Here is a 22,971-nt window from a genome sequence, read left to right on the forward strand (position 1 = left end):
TCAAATGTCATGGAGCGCGCATGTCCGCGGTTTCTTCTTCTTTATGGCGGCAGCCGGTGTTCGCCGGCCTGTTCGCGTCCACCGCGCTGCTGGCGCTGGGCGGCCAGATCTACCAGCTGGCGCTGCCCTTGATCTTGTACGAGCTGACTCATTCGCTGGCGGCGATGAGCAATCTGCGCGCGGTGGAGTTTCTGCCCAATCTCCTGCTGGCGGTGTTCATCGGCGTGTGGGTGGACCGGGTGTGCCGCCGCAGCTGGGCGCAGCGGGCCTTGCTGGCGATGGCCGCGCTGCTGGGCGTTTGCGCGCTGGCGCTGGCCGGCGGCCGGATGGCGTCGTGGCTGTTCTATCCCTTGACCTTCTGCGTGATGCTGTGCAACTACGTGACCGCCATCTGCCGGATGGCCCTGGTGAAGGAGAGCGTGCCGCCGGCGCAGCTGGTGCAGGCCAATGGCTATCTGGGCAGCTTGTCCGACGTGTTCGCGGTCAGCGGCCCGATGCTGTCCGGCCTGCTGATCGCCTGGGCCAGCCCGCACTGGAGCCTGGGCGCGCCGGCGCTGATGTTTGTGCTGTCGGCGCTGCTGATGGCCAGGGTGCCGGCGAGTCCGCCGCGGCCAGCCGGCGCCCGCCGTTTCTGGGCGGAGCTGGCCGATGGCTGCCGGGCGCTGCGCGGCAACGCGGCGTTGTGGCAGCTGAGTTGGGTGGTGGTGCTGGCCAACGGCGCGGCCGGCGTGGCGGAGGTGTTGTTCCTGTTCCGCGCTCGCGACCAGCTGGGCTTCTCGCCCGGCCAACTGGGGCTGTTGTTCGGTTGCGCCGGCGCCGGCGGCATCGCGGCCGGCTTGTGCGTGGCGCGGGTGAGAGCGGCGCTGGGACTGGGGCGGATGATCTGCTTGGCGCTGCTGCTGGAAGCCGGCGGCATGGCGGCGCAGGCGGTGTTGAGCGAGATGCCGTGGCTGGCGGGCGCGATGGCGTTGCAGAGCTTTGTCGTGGTGTGCGGCAATGTCGGCGTGTGGAGCTACCGGCAGGAGGCGACGCCGGCGGCGCTGATCGGCCGCGTGTCCGGGCTGACCGGCTCCTTGTTCAAACTGCTGATGCCGCTGGCGCTGGTCTTGGGGGGCATGTTGTCGGCTGGCATGCCGCTGCGGGACTTGATGCTGGCGACGGCGGCGTGGCAGGCCGGCGCGGGCGCGCTTGCCTGGCTCAGCCGGGTGAGGGCGGTGGCCTAATCCAGCTGTCGGCCAGGCAAGGAAAACGGCCCGCGCGCGGGCCGTTTCGATAAGGAAGGGCGTTTGGCGCTCAGTGCTCGACCGGCTCCAGATGCGGCTGGCCCAGCGTCACCATCTGCCCGGAGCCCGGCTTCCATTCGCCCTGGATCCGCCATTTCTTGTCATGGTCTTCCAGCTGCACGTACCAGTGGTTGGCATTGACGGGGATCTTGGGCAGGATGCCCTGGTACAGGTTGGGGCCGGCCATGGTCATCACGGCGGACAGGTCGTAATCGTCCTGGGCCGGATGGATCATGCGGAAGGACAGCGTGTCCGGCAGCTTGACCTTGCTGGCGGTGACCAGGCGCAGGCTGCGGCCGTCGCTGCCGAACATCAGCTGGGCCGACAGGCCCATCTGCGCCGCGGCCTTGTCGCGCCGCAGCTCCATATTGATCGCCTTGCCCTTCTTGTAATAGTCGTCGGTGACCAGGCCATCGTCGGACTTGATCGCCGCCATCAGGAAAAAGACGCCGACGACGACGGACACCGCCGGCAGGCCGAACAGTATCCAGGGCCAGGGTTCCTTGTACCAGGGACGAGACGGGTGGTGGGCGGTGTGCTGCATGTCATTCTCCGATGAAGCTGGATTTTTCTTCTACCCGCAGCGAGGGATCGCCGGCGGACTCTACGATGAAGCGGATAGGGTGGCTGCCCTTGGTCGCGTACTGCGGATCGGCCTCCACGTGCACGGTGGCGCTGTCGGTGGCGGCGGCGGGAATGGCCACCAGCGGCGTTTCGGTCTTGACCTTGATGTCGGGCAGGCCTTCGGCTGTGATCCGGAATTGCTGCGGACGTTCCGTGGTGTTGATGATCTTGATGATGTAGGTGTTTTCCAGCCAGCCTTCGTCGGTCTCCCGCACCAGCGACGCGCGGTCGCGCAGGATGTCCACCTTGAACGGCTTTCTCATCGCCAGCGAGGTGACGGCGGCGATGATCACCGCGCTCAGCACCAGGATGTACAGCACCACGCGGGGCCGTTTCAGCCGCGACGCGATTTCCTTTTCCGGGTACTTGCCTTCCAGCGCGTTCTCGGTGGTGTAGCGGATCAGGCCGCGCGGATAGCCCATCTTGTCCATCACTTCGTCGCAGGCGTCGATGCAGGCGGCGCAGCCAATGCACTCGTATTGCAGGCCGTTGCGGATGTCGATGCCCACCGGGCACACCTGCACGCAGATGCTGCAGTTGATGCAGGAGCCCAGGCCCTGCTCTTTCGGGTCCGATCCCTTCTTGCGCGCGCCGCGCGGCTCGCCGCGGGCCTCGTCGTAGGAGATGATCAGGGTGTCGGCGTCGAACATCACGCTCTGGAAGCGGGCGTACGGGCACATGTATTTGCAAACCTGCTCGCGCATGAAGCCGGCGAACAGATAGGTGAAGCCGCCGTAGAAGAACATCCAGAACGTCTCCCACGGGCCGTAGCCGAAGGTGGGCAGCGCCGCGACCAGGCTGCGCATCGGCGTGAAATAGCCGACCAGCGTGAAGCCGGTCCACAGCGAGAAGGCGATCATGATGAAGTGCTTGGCGGTTTTCAGCCTGAGCTTGCGCATGCTCATCGGCGAGGCGTCCAGCTTGATGCGCTTGTTGCGGTCGCCCTCCACCCATTGCTCTATCCACAGCATGATCTCGGTGTACACCGTCTGCGGACAGGAATAGCCGCACCACAGCCGGCCGGCGATGGTGGTCCAGGTGAACAGGCCGAAGGCGCAGCACATCAACAGCGCGGCGAGATAGACGAAATCCTGCGGCCAAATGGTGAGACCGAACAGGTAGAACTTGCGGTCGGCCAGATCGAACAGCACCGCTTGGCGGCCGTTCCATTGCAGCCAGGGCAGGCCCAGGTAGACCAGCTGGGTGCCGAGCACGAACAGGATGCGGAGGTTGTTGAACATGCCTTTGGCGGCGCGGACGTAGATTTTCTGGTGGGATTCGTACAGCGAGACGGTTTCGTTGTCCTGGCCGGCGCCTTCAACCTTGATCGGGATTTTCTTCAGCGATTCGGACATGTCGTTTTCCTGAAGAGGGTTTGGTGAAACTCACCGGTCGATGCGCTCTACCAAAGCCTCTGGGTGGGGGAGAGGCGAAGCGCGCCGCCCGCGCGGAGCGGGCGGCGCGCCGTGCAAGGCGCTTACTGCTGCGCCTTGGGATTGTTGGACAGGCTCCAGACGTAGGCTGCCAGCAGGTGGACCTTGCCTTCGCCGAGGAAGTCCTTCCAGGCCGGCATCTGGCCGTTGCGGCCATTGGTGATGGTCTCGATGATGGCCTTCTCGGTGCCGCCGTACAGCCAGCTGCCCGACGGGTGGGTCAGGTTGGGCGCGCCCAGTTGCTGATTGCCCTTGCCGTCAGGGTTGTGGCAGGTGGCGCATACTGCGGCGAAGGTTTCCTTGCCACGGGCCGCGCGCTCCGCGTCGAACTTCTTCTTGTGCACGGACAGCGACATCACGTAGTTGGCCACATCCTTGACCTTCTCCTCGCCGAAGGCCGCGCCCCAGGCAGGCATCTGGCCGTGGCGGCCATTCAGGATGGTGGTCTTGATGGTGTCCGGCTCGCCGCCGTACATCCAGTCATGGCTGACTAGGTTGGGGAAGCCCTTGGCGCCGCGGGCGTCCGCGCCGTGGCACTGCACGCAGTAGGTCTGGAACAGGCGCCGGCCCATTTCCTGGGCTTTGGGATCCGCGGCGACCGACTTCAGGTCCTGCTTCAGGTACTTGTCGTACAGTGGCTGGTATTTCTGCTCGGCAGCCTTGCTTTCCGCCTTGTACTGGTCGATCTGGGTCCAGCCGAAGGCGCCCTTGTAGTCGCCCAGGCCCGGGTACAGCATCAGGTAGACCACGCCGAAGATCAGCGTGATGTAGAACATCAGCATCCACCAGCGCGGCAGCGGGTTGTTGTACTCGGCCAGGTCGCCATCCCAGATGTGTCCGGTGATGTCGACTTCCTCGCCCTTTTTGACCGTGGTCTTGGATTGGGTGAACACCAGCAGCGTCAGGCCGATGATGCCGCCCAGCACGATCACGATAATCCAGATATTCCAGAAACCGCTTGTGAATTGACTCATTTTCTTGCTCCGTGGGCAGCCTCGTCATGCGGGGCTTCCTCTACCTTGTCGTCGTCCAGGAAGGGCAGGTTGGCCGCCTCCTCGTACCGGTTCTTGGAGCGTTTGCTGTAGGCCATGATCAACACCATGATGAAGAACGCGAAGCAGACCACGGTGAACAGCGAACGCCCGAAAGTGACCCAGTCCATGGCTTAGCGCCTGTTCTTCACGGCAAGGCCCAGGCCTTGCAGGTAGGCGACGACGGCGTCCTGTTCGGATTTGCCTTCCACCTGGGACTTCGCCTCGGCGATGTCCTTGTCGGTGTAGGGCACGCCGACCAGGCGCAGGGCTTCCATCTTCTTCGGCACCACGTCGGCGTCGGCCAGGTTCTTGGCCAGCCACGGGAAGGCCGGCATGTTCGACTCCGGCACCACGTCGCGCGGGTTGTTCAGGTGCACGCGGTGCCATTCGTCGGAATAGCGGCCGCCGACGCGGGCGAGGTCGGGGCCGGTGCGCTTGGAGCCCCACAGGAACGGGTGGTCGTAGACGGACTCGCCGGCCACGGAGTAGTGGCCGTAACGTTCGGTTTCGGCGCGGAACGGGCGGATCATCTGGGTGTGGCAGGTGGTGCAGCCTTCGCGGATGTAGATGTCGCGGCCAGCCAGCTGCAGGGCGGTGAAGGGCTTGACGCCGGCCACCGGTTCGGTCACGGATTTCTGGAACGCGAGCGGCAGGATTTCCACCAGGCCGGCCACGCTGACCACCAACAGGGTCAGCACGATCAGCCAGCCTACATGCTCTTCAATCAGTTTCTGGATTCTGTCCATGATTATTCTCGCCTGTTAATGTGCTTCTGCGGTGATGGCCGGGATCTTGGCATCGACGGCGCGGCCTGCGACGACGGTGCGGTAGGTGTTGTAGGCCATCAGCAGCATGCCGGAGAGGTAGAGGAAGCCGCCCAGCAGGCGCACCGTGTGGTACGGGTAGGTGGCTTTCACCGCCTCGACGAAGGCGTAGGTCAGGGTGCCGTCCGGGTTCAGCGCGCGCCACATCAGGCCTTGCATCACGCCGGAGATCCACAGCGCGGCGATGTAGAGCACCACGCCGACGGTGGCCAGCCAGAAGTGGGCCTCGATCAGCTTGACGCTGTGCATGGTTTCGCGGCCGAACAGACGCGGGATCAGGTAGTACATCGAGCCGATGGTGATGAAGCCCACCCAGCCCAGCGCGCCGGAGTGCACGTGGCCGATGGTCCAGTCGGTGTAGTGGGACAAGGCGTTGACGGTCTTGATCGACATCATCGGGCCTTCGAAGGTGGACATGCCGTAGAACGACAGCGACACCACCAGGAACTTCAGCACCGGATCGGTGCGCAGCTTATGCCAGGCGCCGGACAGGGTCATGATGCCGTTGATCATGCCGCCCCAGGACGGCGCAAGCAGGATCAGCGAGAACACCATGCCGACGGACTGGGTCCAGTCGGGCAGCGCGGTATAGTGCAGGTGGTGCGGACCGGCCCACATATAGGTGAAGATCAGCGCCCAGAAGTGCACCACCGACAGGCGATAGGAATACACCGGACGGCCGGCCTGCTTGGGAACGAAGTAGTACATCATGCCGAGGAAGGCCGCGGTCAGGAAGAAGCCCACCGCGTTGTGGCCGTACCACCATTGCACCATCGCGTCGACGGCGCCGGAGTACACCGAATAGGATTTCCACATGGTCACCGGCACGAAGGCGGAGTTGACGATGTGCAGCAACGCCACGGCCAGGATGAAGGCGCCGTAGAACCAGTTGGCCACGTAGATGTGCTTGACCTTGCGGATGGCGATGGTGCCGAAGAACACGATCGCGTAAATCACCCAGATCACGGCGATCAGCAGCTTGATCGGCCATTCCAGCTCTGCGTATTCCTTGGAGGTGGTGAAGCCGAGCGGCAGCGTGATGGCCGCCAGCACGATCACCAGCTGCCAGCCCCAGAAGGTGACGGCGGCCAGCTTGTCGGAAATCAGCCTGACGTTACAGGTGCGCTGCACCACGTAGTAGGAGGTGGCGAACAGACCGCAGCCGCCGAAGGCGAAGATGACGGCGTTGGTGTGCAAGGGGCGCAGGCGGCCAAAGTGGAACCAGGGCCCGAAATTGAGCTCCGGCCACACCAGCTGGGCCGCAATGATGACGCCCACCAACATGCCGACTATGCCCCAAACTACGGTCATGATGGCAAATTGGCGCACCACCTTATAGTTATAAGTGGGTTGCGTTTCCATTTAAGGTTTTCTCCAAGGTTGCTAACTCAGAACATGACAAACCGAGGCGGCTTGAACTTTTCAACCTCATCCCAATCTGGAAATGGGAAAGCAAGCCGCGGGGAACCGTGTCGTGAAAGTCGAATCAGGTGCTTGACCTGTACCGATAGGCTTTGATGTCTGTATTAGCAGTTTGCCGGCCTTTTCGATAGCACCAAATTTCCACGTATCCAATGCCGTTATTCTAAATCAAATGCCTTATGCGAGCCAGTTGCATAGTCGGCTTGGATCGGTTCTTGTCTGTCCCAATTCTCGCGGTATTACGAGGGTAGCGATACGAATAGTGCATGTTGCTACGCATGCAATTGTATTTGCGTATTGGTATGACTTCTTGACATGGATCAATACGCCATGAGGGCAACCGCCAAAATCGCGGAAATGCTAGAATCATCAAGTTTTGCAACGCTTGCAGGCCGATCATGACCCAACCCGTCCCCGTACATTACACGCTGCGCCCGGTCTCGCCGGAAGCGCACCTGTTCGAAGCAACTGTCACTGTTACGCACCCGGCCAAGGATGGCCAGGTGTTTTTTTTGCCGGCGTGGATTCCCGGCAGTTATATGATCCGTGAATTTTCCAAGCACATCGTCGAGATGGAGGCCCGCGCCGGCGGCAAACCGGTGGCGTTGCGGCAGCTGGAAAAGAACCGCTGGCAGGCGGCGCCGGCCAAGGGCGCGTTGACGCTGCGCTATCTGGTCTACGCCTTCGACCTGTCGGTGCGCGGCGCCTACCTGGACGGCGAGCGCGGCTTCTTCAACGGCACCAGCGTGTTCCTGGCGGCTGAAGGCTACGAAAACGAGCCCTGCGCCGTGGAGATCCAGGCGCCGGAGGGCAAGGCTTACGCCGGCTGGAAAGTGGCGACCAGCCTGCCCGCCGCCGACGTCAAGAAAAAGAGCGGCTTCGGCGGCTACCAGGCATCCAGTTACGATGAGCTGATCGACCACCCGGTGGAAATGGGCGAGTTCCAAAAGGTCAGCTTCAAGGCTTGCGGCGTGCCGCACGAGTTCGTCGTTTCCGGCCGTTTCCAGGGTGATCTGAAGCGGCTGGCCGAGGACACCCGCAAGATCTGCGAATACCAGATCAAGCTGTTCGGCGAGCCCGCCCCGTTCGAGCGCTACGTGTTCATGCTGTTCGTCGGCAAAGACATCTACGGCGGCCTGGAGCACCGCGCCTCCACCGCGCTGGTGGCAAACCGCGACGACTTGCCCGCCCCTGGCGCCACCGACATCGGCGACGGCTATCTGAAGCTGCTGGGCCTGATCAGCCACGAATACTTCCACAGCTGGAACGTCAAGCGGATGAAGCCGGCGGCGTTCACGCCGTATGACCTGAACCGCGAAGGCATGACCCGCCTGCTGTGGGCGTTCGAAGGCATCACCTCCTATTACGACGACCTGACCCTGGTCCGCTGCGGCCTGATCGACGAGAAGCGCTATCTGGGCCTGCTGGCCGAAACCATCACCGGCGTGCAACGCGGCGCGGGCCGCCTCAAGCAGACGCTGGAGCAATCCAGCTTCGAGGCCTGGACCAAGTACTACCGTCAGGATGAAAACAGCCCCAACAGCATCGTCAGCTACTACACCAAGGGCTCGCTGGCCGCGCTGGCGCTGGATCTCACCATCCGCCGCGACAGCAAGGGCAAGCAGTCGCTGGACGACGTGATGCGCGCGCTGTGGAGCAAGTGGCTGGCCGACGGCAAGGGCCTGGAAGAGGACGAGTGGGAAAAGGTCGCGATCGAAACCACCGGCCTCAAGCTGAAACCGTTCTTCGATCTGGCGCTGCGCAGCACCCAGGACCTGCCGCTGGCGGAGTTGTTGAAGAGCCAGGGCGTGGAGCTGAAATTCGAGGCCGCGCAGAGCGCGGCTGACCGCGGCGGCGTGGTGGACGCTTTCGCCGGCAAGCCGGCGCCGCTGACGCTGGGCGTGAAGACCGCGGCCGACGCCGCCGGCGTCAAGCTGGTTCAGGTGCTGGACGGCGGCGCCGCGCAACAGGCCGGCCTGTCCGGCGGCGACGTGGTGGTGGCGGTGGACAAGCTGCGCGCCTACGATTTGGACAAACAGCTTGCCCGTCTGGCCGCGGGCGACAAGATCAAGCTGCATGCCTTCCGTCGCGACGAGCTGATGACGTTCGACGTGGCGCCGCAGGCCGCGCCGGAGGACACCTGCCGCCTCAAGCTGGAAGCCGACAGCGGCAAATGGATTGCGGGCCGCTGACAGAACGGCCGATTTCGACCAAGAGCGGCGCCGACCGGGCGCCGCGCCGTCTATGAAAGAGACCGGCCACGAGCCGGACCATAAGGAGACACGCATGGCTCAACAGCCAGAAGTCAAGTATCGCAAGGACTATCGGGCTCCGGCCTTCCTGATCGACCGCGTCGATCTGGTGTTCGACATCGAAGACGAGGCCACCCGCGTGCAGTCGCGGCTGGTGGTCACCCGCAACGGCGAATCGGCCGAGCGCGACCTGACGCTGGACGGCAGCGCCAAGCTGCTGGCCGTGCTGCTGGACGGCGAAAAGCTGGACGAGACCCGCTACGGCCTGGCCGGCGACGTGCTGACCGTGCGCCAGGTGCCGGACAGCTTCATCCTGGAAGTGGAAACCGAGCTCGACCCGGCGGCCAATACCAGCCTGATGGGCCTGTACGCGTCCAGCGGCAACCTGTTTACCCAGTGCGAGCCGGAAGGCTTCCGCAAGATCACCTACTACCTGGACCGTCCGGACGTGATGGCCAAGTTCACCACCACCATCAAGGCCGACAAGCAGAAGTACCCGGTGCTGCTGTCCAACGGCAACAAGGTGGGCGAGGGCATGGTGGACAAGAAGCGCCACTGGGTTAAATGGGTAGACCCGTATCGCAAGCCGTCCTATCTGTTCGCGCTGGTGGCCGGCAAGCTCACGGCCCTGCGCGACAAGTTCGTCACCATGCGCGGCCGCGAAGTGGCGCTGGAAATCTGGACCGAGCCCGCCGACCAGGACAAAACCGCGCACGCGATGGAGTCGGTCAAGCACTCGATGAAGTGGGACGAGGAGCGCTTCGGCCTGGAGTACGACCTCGACATCTACATGATCGTCGCGGTCGGCGACTTCAACATGGGCGCGATGGAGAACAAGGGCCTCAACATCTTCAACACCAAGTACGTGCTGGCGCGCCAGGACACCGCCACCGACGCCGACTTCGAAGGCATCGAGGCGGTGATCGGCCACGAGTACTTCCACAACTGGACCGGCAACCGCGTCACCTGCCGCGACTGGTTCCAGCTGAGCCTGAAGGAAGGCCTGACCGTTTACCGCGACCAGGAATTCAGCGCCGACATCTACAGCCGCGCGGTGAAGCGCATCGAGGACGTCAAGGGCCTGCGCATGGCGCAGTTCCCCGAGGACGCCGGCCCGACCGCGCACCCGATCCGCCCGGACAGCTACATCGAGATGAACAACTTCTACACCATGACCGTGTACGAGAAGGGCGCGGAAGTGGTGCGGATGTACGAGACGCTGCTGGGCCGCGACGGCTTTCGCAAGGGCATGGACCTGTACTTCAAGCGCCATGACGGCCAAGCCGTCACTTGCGACGACTTCCGCGCCGCGATGGCCGACGCCAACGACGTCGACCTGTCGCAGTTCGCGCTGTGGTACAGCCAGGCGGGCACGCCGCGTCTGGCCGTGTCGTCCAGCTACAACCCCGCCGAGCGAAGCTACACCCTGACCGTCAAGCAGAGCTGCCCGGCCACGCCGGGCCAGCAGGCCAAGCTGCCGTTCCACATCCCGCTGGCGCTGGGCCTGGTGGGCCAGGACGGCCAGGACCTGCCGCTGCGCCTGAAGGGCGAGGCGGAAGCCGTCGGCGTCTCGCGCGTGCTGGACGTCAAGGCCGCCGAGCAGAGCTTCACCTTCGTCGACATCCCGGCCGAGCCGGTGCCGTCGCTGCTGCGCGGCTTCTCCGCGCCGGTGAAGCTGGAGTACGACTGGCGCGACGACCAGCTGGTGTTCCTGATGGCCAACGACAGCGATAGCTTCTGCCGTTGGGAAGCCGGCCAGATCTTCGCCGAGCGCCTGTTCAAGCAGCTGCTGGACGACGCGGCCGCCGGCCGCGAACTGAAGCTGTCCGAAACGTTCGTCGGCGCTTTCCGCGCGGTGTTGAAGGACCATAGCCTGGATCCGGCGTTCAAGGCGCTGATGCTGAATCTGCCGAGCGAAGGCGAAATCCTGGAAATGGTGGACGTGGCCGATCCGGCGGCGATCCACCAGGTGCGCGAATTCGTGCTGGACCAGCTGGCGCAGGCGCTGCGCGGCGAATGGCGCGAGGCGTACGAACTCAATCTCACCCGCGAGTACAAGCCGCAGGACTCCGACAAGCGCAGCCTGAAGAACCGCGCGCTATGGATGTTGAACCGCCTGGACGACGCCTGGCCGGCCGAGATCGCCGCCAAGCAGTTCCGCGACGCCGACAACATGACCGACCAGATGGGCGCGTTGCTGGCGCTGCGCGACCGCGACGGCCAGGAGCGCGACGACTGCTTCACCGACTTCGCCTCGCGCTGGCAGAACGAGGCGCTGGTGATGGACAAGTTCTTCACCTTAATCGGCGGCAGCCAGCTGGACGGCACGCTGCAGCGGGTGGAGGCGGCGCTGCATCACCCGGCGTTCAGCATCCGCAACCCCAACAAGGTGCGCTCGCTGCTGGGCGCGTTCGGCGCCAACCTGCACCACTTCCACGCCGGAGACGGCAGCGGCTACCGCTTCCTGGCCGACCGCATCCTGGAGCTGGACGCCATCAATCCGCAGGGGGCCAGCGGCCTGACCCGCGCTTTCCGCCGGATGCAGAAGCTGGAGCCGGGCCGGCAGGCGCTGATGCGCGCCGAGCTGGAGCGCATGGCCCGGGCCGAGCTGTCCAAGGACGTGTACGAGATCGTATCCAAGATCCTGGCCTGATTCGCGTCATCGCCAGTGAAAACGCGCCGGGAGACCGGCGCGTTTTTTATTGCCCCGGCGCTGTCGCGCCGCTTATTCGATCCGCAGCCGCTGGCTGGCGCCGCTGTTGCGGCGCTTGGGCAGGGTCAGGCTCAGCACGCCGTTCTCATACTTGGCGCTGGCGGTTTCGCGGTCGATGTCCTGCGGCAGCTGGAAGCTGCGCGATACCAGGCCGTAATAGCGCTCGCTGCGCAGCGGGCGTTCATCCTTGTCCTGCTGGTCGAATTGCTTGATCTCGGCCTTGATCGTCACCAGCGCGCCGTCGATGTCGACGTGGATGTCTTCTTTGCCGACGCCCGGCAGTTCGGCTTCCACCTGGTAAGCCTCGCCGGTTTCCTTCACGTCCATCTTGATCTGAGCCGGCAGCGGGTCTCCATGCAACGGCTTGATGAGGAAACCCGGGGTGAAATCGCGGAAAAACTCGTCAAACAGGCTATGGCGGGCAGGCAGCATGCTCATTTGCTTCTCCTTTCAGTTCATGGGCTTACGGCGGATGTGCCGTCTTGTCATCGAAGATGAGGCGCATGCGAGCGGTTTCAAGAGGCGGGACGCGTTCTGACTTGACGCGCGTCAACTCAGCCGCGCAGCCACAGGCCGGCGAAGTCGGTCCAGCCGTTGCCGCCCAGCTGCAAGCCGGCCAGCTGCGGGCTGGCGACGTGGCCCAGCGTCTCGTGCGACAGCGGCAGCATCCAGCCTTCTGCCACCAGCCAGTCGCCGGCGCGGCGGTAGCCGTCCTGGCGCGCGGCGAATGCCGGCTCCGCCTGCAGGCTGCGCATGTCGCGCGCCAGCCGGGCGGCGGCGTCGGGCGCCAGGCCCAGCTGCAGCGTGCTGCAGCCGCTCAGCCATTCGAACATGCCGTAGTCGCGGTCGTCGTGCAGCAGCTCGCTGCACAGAATCAGGTCGGCGCGGTCGCGCCAGGCGGCGCTGTCGAAGAATTCGCGCCGCGACAGGCCGTGGATGTCGAGCGCGATGCCCAACTGCGCGAGCCGTTGCGCCAACGCGGCGGCCAGCGGCGGGAAGCAGGGCAGATCGTAATGGAACAGCGTCAGCCGCGCGCCATCCAGCCGCGGCGGCGGGGACGGCGCCGGGCGCGGGTGGCGCCAGCCCGGCTGCAGTCCCAGCGCCGGCGCGCGCTCGTCGCAGGCGGCCACCGGATGCGGCTCGGCCAGGAAGCGCATCAGCGGCAGCCGCTGCCCATCAGGAACGCGGGCGCTGCGCGGCGACAGCAGCAGGTAGGTGCAAGCCGATTGCAGCATGGTGGCGCCGCGCTGGCTACCGTATTCCAGCCGCAGGTGAAACTCCTGCTCGGCCGGAGACGGGATGATCCACAGTTCGATCGCGTCCAGCAGCGCGCGCTCGCGGTAGTGCTGATCGAACGCGGCCAGTTTCAGCCGCTGCGGGCTGTGCAGCTCGACGCGGAACGGTCCGCTGCCCACCGGCATGCGCTCGAAATCCGCGCCGCGCCGCATCGGCACGATGGACGAATTGGCGGTGGCCAGCCGCTGCGGCCACAGCTGGTCGGCTTCGGACAGCCGGCAGCTGAACGACAGCGCGTCATGGACGTCAACTTGCCGCAGATGGCCGTACAGCGCGTGGTAGGGATTGTCCGGCCGCTTGAGCCTGAGCAGGCTGGCGGCCGCGGTTTCGGCGTCCAGCGCGCCGCCGTCGTGAAAGCGCAGGCCCGGACGCAGCCAGAATCGCCAATTTCTGCCTTCCGGATCGGCTTCCCAGTGGTGGGCCAGCGCCGGCCGCAGCTCCTGGCCCAGGCGATCGTGGCGGCACAGCCGGTCGAAGATCTGCCGCACCAGGTGCGATTCCAGCCGGGAGTTGACGTGTTGCGGGTCCAGGGTCAGCGGCGCGTGCGGAATGGGAATGCGCAGGCTGCGCCCGCTGTCGCCGGCGCCCAGATGTTGGGGCAGGGTAGCCAGCAGCCGCTGCTGCCTGGACGGCTCGAGCCGGGAGAACGCCTGCTCCAGCTGGCCGCGCGCCAGCATGCCTTGCAACTGCTGCCATTCCAGCTCGTCCGGCCGCTGCAGCAGCCTGAGCGTGGAGCGGTGGCCGCGTCCGCGGCCGGCCTGCCATTCCAGCCAGCCCAGTTCGCGCATCCTGGCCAGCTGCAGCCGCGCGTTGCGTTCTCCGCATCGCCACAACTCGGCCAGTTGCGGCAGGCCGGGCTGGGCCGGCGCGTCGCCATAGGCCAGGTAGAGCTGCTGGTATTGCTGCTGCAGGCGCATCGAGACTCCTGTTGGGATGGGCGGGATAAAAGCGGAAGTATTTATTCGGGATCGCATCCATTTTTACATTCCGCTTTATCGGCAATACTGCAGCGGTTCCCTTTGCTTTACAAGGTGTTGTCGTGGATCTGCGTTCTTCCGTGGTGCGGCGCGTGCTGCTGTCTTCCTTCCTGTTGTCCCTGTCGCGGGCGGTGATCTCGCCGCTGTTGGTGCTGGCGCTGGGCAAGCAATTGCAGTTGTCGGTGCAGGCCACCGGCACGCTGCTGGCGATGGTGCTGCTCGGCTCGGCCTTGTTCGGCCTCTACGGCGGCTACTGGCTGGACCGGCTGCCCAGAGGGCCGGCCCTGCGCGGCGCGGCGGTGCTGATGGGCGCGGGCAGCGTGCTGCTGCCTTACGGCCATGGCTACGCGACGGTGGTGACGGCGCTGGCGGCGGGCGAACTGGCGATGGTGGTCTATGGCATCGCGGTGAAGGCGATACTTAGCGACGTGGTGGCCGAGAGGTGGCGCAGCAAGGCGTTTTCGATGCGCTACACGCTGGCCAACGTGGCCTGGGCGTTGGGCCCCATGCTGTGTGCCGGCATGCTGTTCTGGCACGAGACGGCGCCTTATTGGCTGGGCGGCCTGCTTGCGTTGGCCGGCCTCGCGGCGCAGCCCCGGCTGCCTGCGCGGCGGCATGATCCCGCGGCGTTGCCCGACGGTTTCGCCGCCACGCTGCGCACGCTGGCCGGCGACCGGGTGCTGGTTTGGTTCACTGTCAGCAGCCTGCTGGCCTACGTGGTGTACGGCCGTTTTTCCGGCTATCTGCCGCTGTTCCTGCTGACGCGGATGGACGAGGCCGAGGCGATGCGCTGGATGTCGGCGCTGATCAGCTGCAACGCCATCGTGGTGGTGGTGCTGCAATATCCGCTGGGCCGGCTGCTGAAGCCGAACCGGCTGATGCGGGCCATCGTCGGCGGTTTTCTGCTGATCGGCGCCGGCATGCTGTGGCTGGGCAATGTCGACAGCCTGCCGCTGATGTGCGCGGCGATCGCGCTGTTCACCTTGGGCGAGATCGTGCTGGTGCCGGCCGAGTACCTGTACATTGACGCCATCGCGCCGGATGCGCTGAAGGGCAGCTATTACGGCGCGCAGAACCTGGCTTCGCTGGGCGGCGCGCTGGGGCCGGCGATGGTGGGCGCGCTGCTGTCGCATGGGCCGTCCTGGGTGGTGTTCGCCATATTGGCGCTGTTGTGCGTGGCCGGCGCGGCGCTGGCGCTCTACAGCGAGCGGCTGCGGTTGCGACAGAACGGCGCGCGAATGGCTTTTCCTTTGCCGGGTTCTTTGTCATGATCAAGCGTTTGCTTGAATTGCCGCGCAGACGGCGATGGCATCGGCCAGCGAGGAGAATATGGAGAAACTGCAGCAGGACTTATGGGTGCCGGTCGGCGACGGCGAGCGCTTGCATCTGAAGCGCATCTGCGGCCGCGAGGGCGGCGCGCCGGTGCTGATGGTCCACGGCGTGATGGCCAACGGCCGCACCTTCTACACCGAGTCCGGCAAGGGCCTGGCCCACTTCCTGGCCGACGCGGGCTACGACGTGTACGTCGCCGACCTGCGCGGCCGAGGCAAGAGCACGCCCAAGATCGGCCCGCATTCCCGCCACGGCCAGACCGAGACCATCTGCGAGGACTTGCCGGCGCTGCATGACTTCGTCCGCAGGAAAAGCGGCGGCCAACGCGCGCACTGGATCGCCCACTCCTGGGGCGGCGTGCACATGACCAGCTGCCTGGTCCGTTTCCCGGAAATAGCCGCCCAGGTGGCGAGCGTGGTGTATTTCGGCTCCAAACGCAGCGTGCGGGTGAGCAATCTGAACAAGCTGATCGAGGTGGACTTCATGTGGTGCACCGCCGCGCGCTGGTTGATCAAGGCCTGCGGCTATCTGCCGGCGCGGCGCATCCGGCTGGGCGCCGACGACGAGAGCGACAAGAGCCATCTGCAGAGCAAGCTGTGGGCCCAGCCCAGACCGTGGGTGGATAGCGACGATGGCTTCGATTACGCCGAAGCCGCGCGCGCCGGCCATTTGCCGCCGGTGCTGTATTTCGCCGCCGCCAACGATCCCTGCCGCGGCCATCCGGAAGACGTGCGCCGCTTCCGCGACGAATCCGGCCCGCACCTGTCCCGCCTGCACCTGTTGGGGCGCCGCTCCGGCCACCTGCACGACTACAACCATGTGTCGCTGCTGACCCACCCCGACGCGCCGCGCGACCATTTCCCGCTGGCGCTGGACTGGCTGGCGGGGCGTTACGACGCGGTGGCGGAGAATTATTGAGCCGCTTTGGCTGGATGGGCGACGGGTCTTGGATTTCAGGGTCCTTCTGCATTTCTACTTGCGGGGCGAGGCGGCATGGATGCCATGCGCCCGCTCGCGTGTCTTTATCCGAGTCGCCGCGACACTGCCGCCGGAGCGCGCGGCTATTTGCCGAATTGCGATTTCCATTTAAAACGTGATAAGCAAAAAACATTTGGCACCGCATGGTGTTGATATTGATCATTATCAAATCCGGCCTCTTTGGAATATGTTTGATCCTGCAGTTTTAAAGGGCGGGTGTGAAGAAAATACCAGCGCGAATTATTAGCATTAAAGCGCAGCTTTGGTTGAATATGCGACATGATGGATGGCTACCACCTGTGGTGACGCGGTTTTACTCGATTTGAATCAATTTTTTGCGCCTTGTTTTATTGCAGAGCCGTATTGACAGTCCTGGGCGATGAACCGATAAAATCCGGAATCTTGAAAGCATTGCTTCCATTTCCCGTGGCTGTGGTCTTGGTTGGTTTTTCGGTTTTGCCAAGGCTTTATTTGTCTGCGGAGTGGATTGGATAATGGCAATGCCAATGGCGCGGCGGCTGTGGATGGCGAAACGATATATATTCGCCAGGCTGCGAATTCATTCGAACGAAACAGGTGCACCATCATGAGTAGCTTCAACGCGGTACTGGCAAGAAATTCCGAAAAGGCGCCAACTGGAATGGGACCGTACTCCCAAACGGTAGCTTTCTCGCATTACAACAATTTATCGGCCCAATTGCCGGTGGATCCCGCGACGGGGCGCTTGGTGGCTGGCGGCGCGAAAGAGCAGGCCGAGCAATGCTTTAAAAATATTCAGGCAATCATAAAAAGCATCGGCCATGAGATGAACGATGTGGTGAGAGTCACCATTTTCTTGCAGAATATCTCGGATATGGATGCGGTCAATGCGGTGTATTCCACCTTCTTCGCGGATTATGTCCCTACCTTGACGACTGTCGCGGTCGCGGCTTTGCCGATGGGCGCCTTGCTGCAGGTGGAGGCCCTGCTTTCCAATGGCGAGGGCACCATTCCCAATGCGCCGCAGGCGGGCGACCTGGTCAAGATCGCAAGCGATACCCGCAATGCGCCGACCAGCCACCTGTCCACGCAGTCGGTAGCCTTTTCCCATTACAACAATATCTCGGCGCAGTTGCCGATCGATCCTGAGTCCGGAAAGTTGGTCGCCGGCGGCGCAAGAGAGCAGGCGGTGCAGTGCTTGCAGAATATCCGGGCGATTTTGGAGAACATCGCCGTGCCGTTCGACGATATCGTTAAAGTCAATATCTTCCTTAAAAACCTGTCGGATATCGAATCGGTAAACGAAGCGTACCGCGCGTTTTTCCCCGATTCGGCCATCGCCCGGGCTGTGGCCTATGTTCCGGCTCGCACGGTGGTGGAAGCCGCCGCGCTGCCGATGGATGCCCTGGTTCAAATTGAAGCGGTGGTGTCGCATGGGGATGGCACGCCGCCGCAAGCCGTTGAAGACAGGCATGGCATTGTGATCAAGGCGCACAACACAGACAAGGCTCCCCGATGCCCGCTGTCTACGCAAACGGTGGCGTTCTCGCATTACAACCATCTTTCCGCCCAGCTGCCTTTGCATCCTGAGACGAATGAAATGGTGGCCGGCGGCGTGAAGGATCAGGCCGCGCAGTGCTTGAACAACATCAAAGCCATCGTGGAAAGCATAGGCCACGCGACGAGCGATGTGGTCAAGGTCAATGTTTTCCTTAAAAACATCGCGGACATGGATGCGGTGGACGGGGTTTACGCCACCTTCTTCCCCGGCGGGGTTCCCGCCCGGCGGGTGGTGGGCGTCGGCGCCTTGCCGCGCGGCGCGATGATACAAATCGACGCCGTGGTGGCCAATGCCGAGGGCACGCCGCCGAATGCGTGAGAAATCGTTTTTTGAAAAGGGAGCGGAAAATGATTCCGCTCCCTTTTTTCATGGCGCTGCCCGCCGCGGATCTGGCGGGGCTGGCTGCGGGTGAGGGGCGAGAAGACCATCTCGCCGCGACGCGGCCGGATAAGCTTGCAAGGATTGATATTCGACATTCGCCAGCGGGGGCGGCATGTGGTAGAAAGCGTCAGCCCGTTTTCTGGACAACACCGACATGACCGCGCTGCAATTCGAACTCGACGCCGTACTCGACACCCTGGCCGACCAGGGCTGGATCGTCATCCCCCGCGCCTTGCCGGCCGAACTGGTCGCCAATCTGCGCGAGGCCTGCCTCACGGTATGGGATGAAGGCCGCTTCCACGAGGCCGCCACCGGCCGCGCCGATGGCCAGGCGCGCCGCGCCGAGATCCGTTCCGACTCGGTGCTGTGGCTGGACCAGGTGGGCGAGTTGCCGGCGGTGCGCGCCTACAACGCCGCGATGGACGAGATCATGCAGGCGGTGAACCGCGGCCTGTATCTGGGCCTGGCCGAGCTGGAGTCCCATTTCGCGGTCTACCCGGAAGGCGCGTTCTATAAAAAACACCTGGACCGCTTCCGCGACGACGATGCCCGCGCGCTGACCACGGTGTTCTATCTGAACGAAAACTGGCCAGCCGACGGCGGCGGCCAGATCCGCCTGTATTTGGACGATGCCTGCGAGGAATTCATCGATGTGGAGCCGGAAGCCGGCACCCTGGTGTTGTTCCTGGCCGACCGTTTCTGGCATGAGGTGCTGCCGGCGCGGAAGCAGCGGCTATCTATCACCGGCTGGTATCGCCGCCAGGGCGGCAGCTTGCCGTGGTGAGGATTATGGCAAGCCCTGATGTTGAATTGCGTCTCTTAAATTGCACGTTTGATAGAGCTCGGTCGTAGCGGCAGGTCATCGACTTGGATTTTCCTGCTTTAGGTAGATCCGTTTTAGCACGACCATATTCCCCTTCAGCGCACGCCGGCAAGAAAGCGCCTGGCCGGGTTTTAAGCCGCCGACTTGTTCGACGCCGCGCGACGTTAGCGCGCGGCTAGTTTCGGCTGCTCCTGGCCAGACGCTTTTTTGTCGGGGTTTCGTGGGCTGCAGGGGCGGCCTGGGATCGCCAAGGGGCTGGCCGCACAGCCCCTGGCCCGTTTGCCGGGCGGAACCGGCACTTAAAATACTGTCCGCGCAGCGGACACATACGAGCTGTGCTAGCGCTCAGTCTTTGACTAGGCAGGCCTGCCTCGCCAACAGCGCCGCCCAGCGAGGATCTGCCGCGCTGCCGTCTTTCAGTCCCACCCCGGTGGCCTGGCGCAGCGCGGCGTCTATCAGCCAGGCCAGCTTGAACGCCGCCAGCGGATAGGGCAGGCCGTCCGGCCGCACATTGGAAATGCAATTGCGCTCGGCGTCGCTGCGGCCGGCGCGCGGCGCGGCGGTCAGGTACAGGCCCAGGCTGTCCGGCGAACTCAGGCCGGGGCGCTCGCCTATCAGCATCGCCGTCATTCGCGCGCCCAGGATGTCCCCGGCCTCGTCCCCCAGCGCCACCCGCGCCTCGCGCGCGATCAGCAGCGGGCCGACGCTCAGGCCCATCTCCCGCACTCTCGGCAGCAGCTCGCGCAGCAGCGGCACCGCGTGCAGGGCCGGCGCGCGCGAGGACAGGCCGTCGCCGATGAGGATCAGCAGATCGCAGCCTTTGCCGGTTTCGGCCAGCAGCCGCGCGCGGCTGGCCTGGTCCAGCTTGCGGCCGAGGTCCGGCCGCTGCAGGTATTCGGCGCGGCTTGCGGCCGCGCTATGGATGTCGATGACGCGATGGCCGTCGGCCGCCAGCTCGCCGGCCAAGGCCGCCACGTCCAGCGGCGTGTGTACCGCGTCGCGCGCCTGGGCATGGGCCAGGGCGAAGCGCAGCGTCTCGCGGCAGGGCAGGCTGCTGCCGGCGCGGCCCAGCGCGATGCGGGCGGCGGTGAGGCGGGACAGTTCGCCCCAGCCGTCTTCGGTGATCGGGTTCTGCTTCTCTTTCACGCTACGCCCTCCATCATCGCCAGCAGCCGTTGCCGCCTATCCTGCGGCAGCAGCCTGCCGCCGCGGGTGATTTCCATGGTCTCCAGCCAGTCTTCGAATTCCGGCGCGCGCTTCAGCCCCAAGGTGTTGCGCAGGTAGAGCGCGTCGTGGAAGGAGGTGCTCTGGTAGCCCAGCATGATGTCGTCGGCGCCGGGCACGCCGATGATGAAGTGCACGCCGGCCGCGCCCAGCAGCGTCAACAGCGCGTCCATGTCGTCCTGGTCGGCCTCGGCGTGGTTGGTGTAGCAGATGTCGCAGCCCATCGGCAGGCCCAGGAGCTTGCCGCAGAAATGGTCTTCCAGCCCGGCGCGGATGATCTGCTTGCCGTTGTACAGGTATTCCGGGCCGATGAAGCCGACCACGGTGTTGACCAGCAGCGGCGAATAGCGGCGCGCCACCGCGTAGGCGCGGGCCTCGCAAGTTTGCTGGTCCACGCCCCAGTGGGCGTTGGCCGACAGCGCGCTGCCCTGGCCGGTCTCGAAATACATCACGTTGCCGCCTACCGTGCCGCGCTTCAGCTCCCGCGCGGCCTGATGCGCCTCGTCCAGCACGGCCAGGCTGACGCCGAAGCCGGCGTTGGCCTTCTCGGTGCCGGCTATCGATTGGAACACCAGGTCCACCGGCGCGCCCTGGCGGATCAGGTCCAGCGTGCTGGTGACGTGGGTCAGCACGCAGCTTTGGGTCGGGATGGCGTAGCGCTGGCGCACCTCGTCCAGCAGGGTCAGCAAACCGCGGATGTCTTCAGGACTGTCGCCGGCCGGATTGATGCCGATCACCGCGTCGCCGGCGCCGTATAGCAGGCCGTCCAGCGTGGCGGCGGCGATGGCGCGCGCGTCGTCGGCCGGATGGTTGGGCTGCAGCCGCACCCCCATGCGGCCGGGCAGGCCCTGGGTATTGCGGAAGGCGGTGACGACGCGGCATTTCTTCGCCGCCTGCACCAGATCCTGGTTGCGCATCAGCTTGGACACGGCCGCCGCCATTTCCGGCGTCAGCCCCGGCGCCAGCGCCGCCAGCGTCTCCGCGGTGGCGGCGTCGGACAGCAGCCAGTCGCGCAGGCCGCCGACGGTCAGGTGCGAGACGGCGGCGAAGGCGGCGGCGTCGTGGCTGTCCAGAATCAGCCGGGTGACTTCGTCCTCCTCGTACGGGATCAGCGTCTCGTTGAGAAAGACGGTCAGCGGCAGGTCGGCCAGGCACATCTGCGCCGCCACCCGCTCCTCGGCGCTGGCGGCGGCGACGCCGGCCAACTGGTCGCCGGAGCGCAGCGGGCTGGCGCGCGCCATTAGCGTCTTCAGGTCGGCGAAGCGGTAGGTCCGCGGTCCTATGGCGATGGCGTGGCTCATGTCGTGGCCTTGACGGGATCGGGTTGGGTTTCGGATGGCGCGCCTTGCAGCAACGCGTCCTGGACGGCTTCGGCGCGCTGGCGGGCGGTGGCGAGGAAGTACAGGTAGCCGGCGGCCAGCATCGCGGCGAAGATGCCGGCCAGCAAGCGGTTGTAATAGACCATGGCGAGCAGGCAGATCAGCGAACAGCCCAGCGCCAGCGCCGGCAGCCACGGATAACAGGGCGCGGAGAACGGCCGGGGCAGCGCCGGCTCGCGGCCGCGCAGCCGGAACAGCGCCAGCATCGACACGATGTACATGACGATGGCGCCGAACACCGATAGCGTGACGATGTTGGCGGTCAGCGGCTGGCCGGCGATCTGCACCAGATCGTCGCTGAAGATGGCGGCGATGCCGACCGCGCCGCCGGCCAGGATCGCGCGGTGCGGCGTCTTGAAGCGCGGATGGACGGCGGCCAGCGCGCGCGGCAGGTAGCCGGCCCGCGCCAGGGCGAAGATCTGCCGCGAATAACCCATGATGATGCCGTGGAACGACGCCACCAGGCCGAACAGGCCCAGCCACACCAGCATGTGCAGCCAGCCGCTGTGCTCGCCGACGATCAGCTTCATCGCCTGCGGCAGCGGGTCGTTGATGTTGGCCAGCCGGCTCCAGTCGCCGGCGCCGCCGGCCATCACCATCACGCCGAAGGCCAGCGCCACCAGGGTGAGGATGCCGGCGATGTAGGCGCGCGGTATGGTGCGCGCCGGGTCCTTGGCTTCTTCGGCCGCCATCGCCGCGCCTTCGATCGCCAGGAAGAACCAGATCGCGAACGGCAAGGCGGCGAACATGCCGCTGGCGGCGCCCCAATGGAAGGCGTCCTGTCCGGCCCAGCCGTGGCGCATGAAGTTGTCCCAGCTGAAGCCCGGCGCCACCACGCCCATGAACACCAGCAGTTCGAAGATGGCCAGCAGCGTGACCGCCAGTTCGAACATCGCGGCGATGCCGACCCCGGCGATGTTCAGCGCCATGAAGGCCAGATAGGCGCCGCAGGCGGTCCATTTCGGCGCCAGCGACGGGAACTGCACGTTGAGATAGGCGCCTATCGCCAGCGCGATGGCCGGCGGCGCGAACACGAATTCGCACAGCGTGGCGAAGCCGGCGACGAAGCCGCCCAGCGGGCCGAAGGCGCGGCGGGCGTAGGCGAACGGTCCGCCGGCATGCGGGATGGCGGTGGTCAGCTCGGTGAAGCTGAAGATGAAGGCGGCGTACATCAGCGCGACGAACAGCGTGGCGCAGAGGAAGCCCAGCGTGCCGGCCTGCGCCCAGCCGTAGCTCCAGCCGAAGTATTCGCCGGAAATCACCAGCCCCACGGCGATGCCCCATAGTTGCCAGCCGCCGAGCTTGCGCGCGAGGCCGGGTGTCGATGCGTTCATGGCAGACTCCTGTCCGATTGGATGGCCTTCCCCGTCGGGAAAGGGCGGGCATTCCCGCATCGCCCGTTTATGCAAAAAGAATGCCAGCGTCCGCCGCCGATTTCAATGCGCGCCGCAGCATG

Annotated in this window: 19 protein-coding genes; 7 read left to right on the forward strand and 12 right to left on the reverse strand. The window is 64.9% G+C overall.

What is annotated here, in order from left to right:
• Nucleotides 1–20 precede the first annotated feature (20 nt).
• Nucleotides 21–1,223: an MFS transporter gene (locus tag ACY3GB_RS19445; RefSeq protein WP_463090181.1), complete on the forward strand. Its 1,203-nt coding sequence runs from the start codon at nt 21–23 to the stop codon at nt 1,221–1,223.
• Between the two features lie 70 nt (nt 1,224–1,293).
• Here the strand turns inward: ACY3GB_RS19445 and ACY3GB_RS19450 are convergent, their stop codons facing one another.
• The 6 genes from ACY3GB_RS19450 to ccoN all read right to left on the reverse strand — a co-directional run bounded on the left by ACY3GB_RS19450 (nt 1,294) and on the right by ccoN (nt 6,560).
• On the reverse strand, nt 1,294–1,827 hold the full coding sequence (locus tag ACY3GB_RS19450) for a FixH family protein (protein WP_463090182.1): 534 nt from the start codon (nt 1,825–1,827) through the stop codon (nt 1,294–1,296).
• A gap of 1 nt (nt 1,828) precedes the next feature.
• Nucleotides 1,829–3,262: a cytochrome c oxidase accessory protein CcoG gene (gene ccoG / locus ACY3GB_RS19455; RefSeq protein ID WP_463090183.1), complete on the reverse strand. Its 1,434-nt coding sequence runs from the start codon at nt 3,260–3,262 to the stop codon at nt 1,829–1,831.
• 122 nt (nt 3,263–3,384) lie between these two features.
• A complete protein-coding gene (gene ccoP, locus ACY3GB_RS19460; RefSeq protein WP_463090184.1) occupies nt 3,385–4,314 on the reverse strand; it encodes a cytochrome-c oxidase, cbb3-type subunit III in 930 nt (309 codons plus the stop codon).
• The gene (locus tag ACY3GB_RS19465) at nt 4,311–4,502 is read right to left on the reverse strand and encodes a cbb3-type cytochrome oxidase subunit 3 (protein WP_166438999.1); all 192 of its coding nucleotides are present in this window, start codon (nt 4,500–4,502) and stop codon (nt 4,311–4,313) included. The genes ccoP and ACY3GB_RS19465 overlap by 4 nt, the downstream gene beginning before the upstream one ends.
• 3 nt (nt 4,503–4,505) lie before the next feature.
• The gene (gene ccoO / locus ACY3GB_RS19470; RefSeq protein ID WP_021478125.1) at nt 4,506–5,120 is read right to left on the reverse strand and encodes a cytochrome-c oxidase, cbb3-type subunit II; all 615 of its coding nucleotides are present in this window, start codon (nt 5,118–5,120) and stop codon (nt 4,506–4,508) included.
• A 15-nt stretch (nt 5,121–5,135) separates the two neighbouring features.
• Nucleotides 5,136–6,560 carry a cytochrome-c oxidase, cbb3-type subunit I gene (gene ccoN / locus ACY3GB_RS19475; RefSeq protein WP_021478124.1) on the reverse strand — a complete coding sequence of 475 codons (1,425 nt, stop codon included), beginning with the start codon at nt 6,558–6,560 and terminating at the stop codon, nt 5,136–5,138.
• A gap of 458 nt (nt 6,561–7,018) precedes the next feature.
• Between ccoN and ACY3GB_RS19480 the strand changes: the two genes are divergently transcribed.
• Together ACY3GB_RS19480 and pepN are read left to right on the forward strand one after the other, a co-directional pair.
• Nucleotides 7,019–8,812, forward strand: coding sequence for a M61 family metallopeptidase (locus ACY3GB_RS19480; protein ID WP_463090185.1), 1,794 nt, complete (start codon nt 7,019–7,021; stop codon nt 8,810–8,812).
• Between the two features lie 94 nt (nt 8,813–8,906).
• Nucleotides 8,907–11,525, forward strand: a complete 2,619-nt coding sequence (pepN, locus tag ACY3GB_RS19485) for an aminopeptidase N (RefSeq protein ID WP_463090186.1) — start codon at nt 8,907–8,909, stop codon at nt 11,523–11,525.
• 72 nt (nt 11,526–11,597) lie between these two features.
• Here pepN and ACY3GB_RS19490 read toward each other — a convergent pair whose 3' ends face one another.
• Together ACY3GB_RS19490 and ACY3GB_RS19495 are read right to left on the reverse strand one after the other, a co-directional pair.
• Nucleotides 11,598–12,023 (reverse strand): Hsp20/alpha crystallin family protein, encoded by a 426-nt coding sequence (locus ACY3GB_RS19490; RefSeq protein WP_463090187.1) that lies wholly within the window; start codon nt 12,021–12,023, stop codon nt 11,598–11,600.
• A gap of 116 nt (nt 12,024–12,139) precedes the next feature.
• Nucleotides 12,140–13,798: an ABC transporter substrate-binding protein gene (locus ACY3GB_RS19495; protein ID WP_463090188.1), complete on the reverse strand. Its 1,659-nt coding sequence runs from the start codon at nt 13,796–13,798 to the stop codon at nt 12,140–12,142.
• A 122-nt stretch (nt 13,799–13,920) separates the two neighbouring features.
• Here ACY3GB_RS19495 and ACY3GB_RS19500 point away from each other — a divergent pair, with 122 nt between their 5' ends.
• Complete coding sequence (locus ACY3GB_RS19500) at nt 13,921–15,129, forward strand: MFS transporter (protein WP_463090189.1); 1,209 nt, start codon at nt 13,921–13,923, stop codon at nt 15,127–15,129.
• A 58-nt stretch (nt 15,130–15,187) separates the two neighbouring features.
• A complete protein-coding gene (locus tag ACY3GB_RS19505) occupies nt 15,188–16,108 on the forward strand; it encodes an alpha/beta fold hydrolase (RefSeq protein WP_463090190.1) in 921 nt (306 codons plus the stop codon).
• Between the two features lie 387 nt (nt 16,109–16,495).
• Here ACY3GB_RS19505 and ACY3GB_RS19510 read toward each other — a convergent pair whose 3' ends face one another.
• Complete coding sequence (locus ACY3GB_RS19510; RefSeq protein WP_463090191.1) at nt 16,496–16,756, reverse strand: hypothetical protein; 261 nt, start codon at nt 16,754–16,756, stop codon at nt 16,496–16,498.
• Between ACY3GB_RS19510 and ACY3GB_RS19515 the strand changes: the two genes are divergently transcribed.
• Together ACY3GB_RS19515 and ACY3GB_RS19520 are read left to right on the forward strand one after the other, a co-directional pair.
• Nucleotides 16,755–18,026 carry a RidA family protein gene (locus ACY3GB_RS19515; protein ID WP_463090192.1) on the forward strand — a complete coding sequence of 424 codons (1,272 nt, stop codon included), beginning with the start codon at nt 16,755–16,757 and terminating at the stop codon, nt 18,024–18,026. The two genes, ACY3GB_RS19510 and ACY3GB_RS19515, sit on opposite strands and share 2 nt — an antisense overlap.
• A 217-nt stretch (nt 18,027–18,243) precedes the next feature.
• Entirely contained in the window at nt 18,244–18,873 is a 630-nt protein-coding gene (locus tag ACY3GB_RS19520) for a 2OG-Fe(II) oxygenase (RefSeq protein ID WP_463090193.1), read from the forward strand.
• 384 nt (nt 18,874–19,257) lie between these two features.
• On the opposite strand, the gene eutC is transcribed toward ACY3GB_RS19520, so the two are convergent.
• Genes eutC through eat form a run of 3 tightly spaced genes read right to left on the reverse strand, consistent with a single transcriptional unit; the run spans nt 19,258 to nt 22,849 of the window.
• Entirely contained in the window at nt 19,258–20,058 is an 801-nt protein-coding gene (gene eutC / locus ACY3GB_RS19525) for an ethanolamine ammonia-lyase subunit EutC (protein WP_463090194.1), read from the reverse strand.
• The gene (locus ACY3GB_RS19530; protein WP_463090195.1) at nt 20,055–21,437 is read right to left on the reverse strand and encodes an ethanolamine ammonia-lyase subunit EutB; all 1,383 of its coding nucleotides are present in this window, start codon (nt 21,435–21,437) and stop codon (nt 20,055–20,057) included. Before ACY3GB_RS19530 ends, eutC begins: the two co-directional genes overlap by 4 nt.
• Nucleotides 21,434–22,849: an ethanolamine permease gene (gene eat, locus ACY3GB_RS19535; RefSeq protein WP_463090196.1), complete on the reverse strand. Its 1,416-nt coding sequence runs from the start codon at nt 22,847–22,849 to the stop codon at nt 21,434–21,436. The genes ACY3GB_RS19530 and eat overlap by 4 nt, the downstream gene beginning before the upstream one ends.
• Nucleotides 22,850–22,971 lie beyond the last annotated feature (122 nt).

This window comes from Chromobacterium sp. Ag138, from assembly GCF_055181315.1.

Excerpts from the sequence above, each read along its gene's own strand:
- ACY3GB_RS19445 (WP_463090181.1), top strand. The coding sequence starts at position 21 with ATGTCCGCGGTTTCTTCTTCTTTATGGCGGCAGCCGGTGTTCGCCGGC.
- ACY3GB_RS19450 (WP_463090182.1), bottom strand. The coding sequence starts at position 1,827 with ATGCAGCACACCGCCCACCACCCGTCTCGTCCCTGGTACAAGGAACCC.
- ccoG (WP_463090183.1), bottom strand. The coding sequence starts at position 3,262 with ATGTCCGAATCGCTGAAGAAAATCCCGATCAAGGTTGAAGGCGCCGGC.
- ccoP (WP_463090184.1), bottom strand. The coding sequence starts at position 4,314 with ATGAGTCAATTCACAAGCGGTTTCTGGAATATCTGGATTATCGTGATC.
- ACY3GB_RS19465 (WP_166438999.1), bottom strand. The coding sequence starts at position 4,502 with ATGGACTGGGTCACTTTCGGGCGTTCGCTGTTCACCGTGGTCTGCTTC.
- ccoO (WP_021478125.1), bottom strand. The coding sequence starts at position 5,120 with ATGGACAGAATCCAGAAACTGATTGAAGAGCATGTAGGCTGGCTGATC.
- ccoN (WP_021478124.1), bottom strand. The coding sequence starts at position 6,560 with ATGGAAACGCAACCCACTTATAACTATAAGGTGGTGCGCCAATTTGCC.
- ACY3GB_RS19480 (WP_463090185.1), top strand. The coding sequence starts at position 7,019 with ATGACCCAACCCGTCCCCGTACATTACACGCTGCGCCCGGTCTCGCCG.
- pepN (WP_463090186.1), top strand. The coding sequence starts at position 8,907 with ATGGCTCAACAGCCAGAAGTCAAGTATCGCAAGGACTATCGGGCTCCG.
- ACY3GB_RS19490 (WP_463090187.1), bottom strand. The coding sequence starts at position 12,023 with ATGAGCATGCTGCCTGCCCGCCATAGCCTGTTTGACGAGTTTTTCCGC.
- ACY3GB_RS19495 (WP_463090188.1), bottom strand. The coding sequence starts at position 13,798 with ATGCGCCTGCAGCAGCAATACCAGCAGCTCTACCTGGCCTATGGCGAC.
- ACY3GB_RS19505 (WP_463090190.1), top strand. The coding sequence starts at position 15,188 with ATGGAGAAACTGCAGCAGGACTTATGGGTGCCGGTCGGCGACGGCGAG.
- ACY3GB_RS19515 (WP_463090192.1), top strand. The coding sequence starts at position 16,755 with ATGAGTAGCTTCAACGCGGTACTGGCAAGAAATTCCGAAAAGGCGCCA.
- ACY3GB_RS19510 (WP_463090191.1), bottom strand. The coding sequence starts at position 16,756 with ATGATGGTGCACCTGTTTCGTTCGAATGAATTCGCAGCCTGGCGAATA.
- ACY3GB_RS19520 (WP_463090193.1), top strand. The coding sequence starts at position 18,244 with ATGACCGCGCTGCAATTCGAACTCGACGCCGTACTCGACACCCTGGCC.
- ACY3GB_RS19530 (WP_463090195.1), bottom strand. The coding sequence starts at position 21,437 with ATGAGCCACGCCATCGCCATAGGACCGCGGACCTACCGCTTCGCCGAC.
- eat (WP_463090196.1), bottom strand. The coding sequence starts at position 22,849 with ATGAACGCATCGACACCCGGCCTCGCGCGCAAGCTCGGCGGCTGGCAA.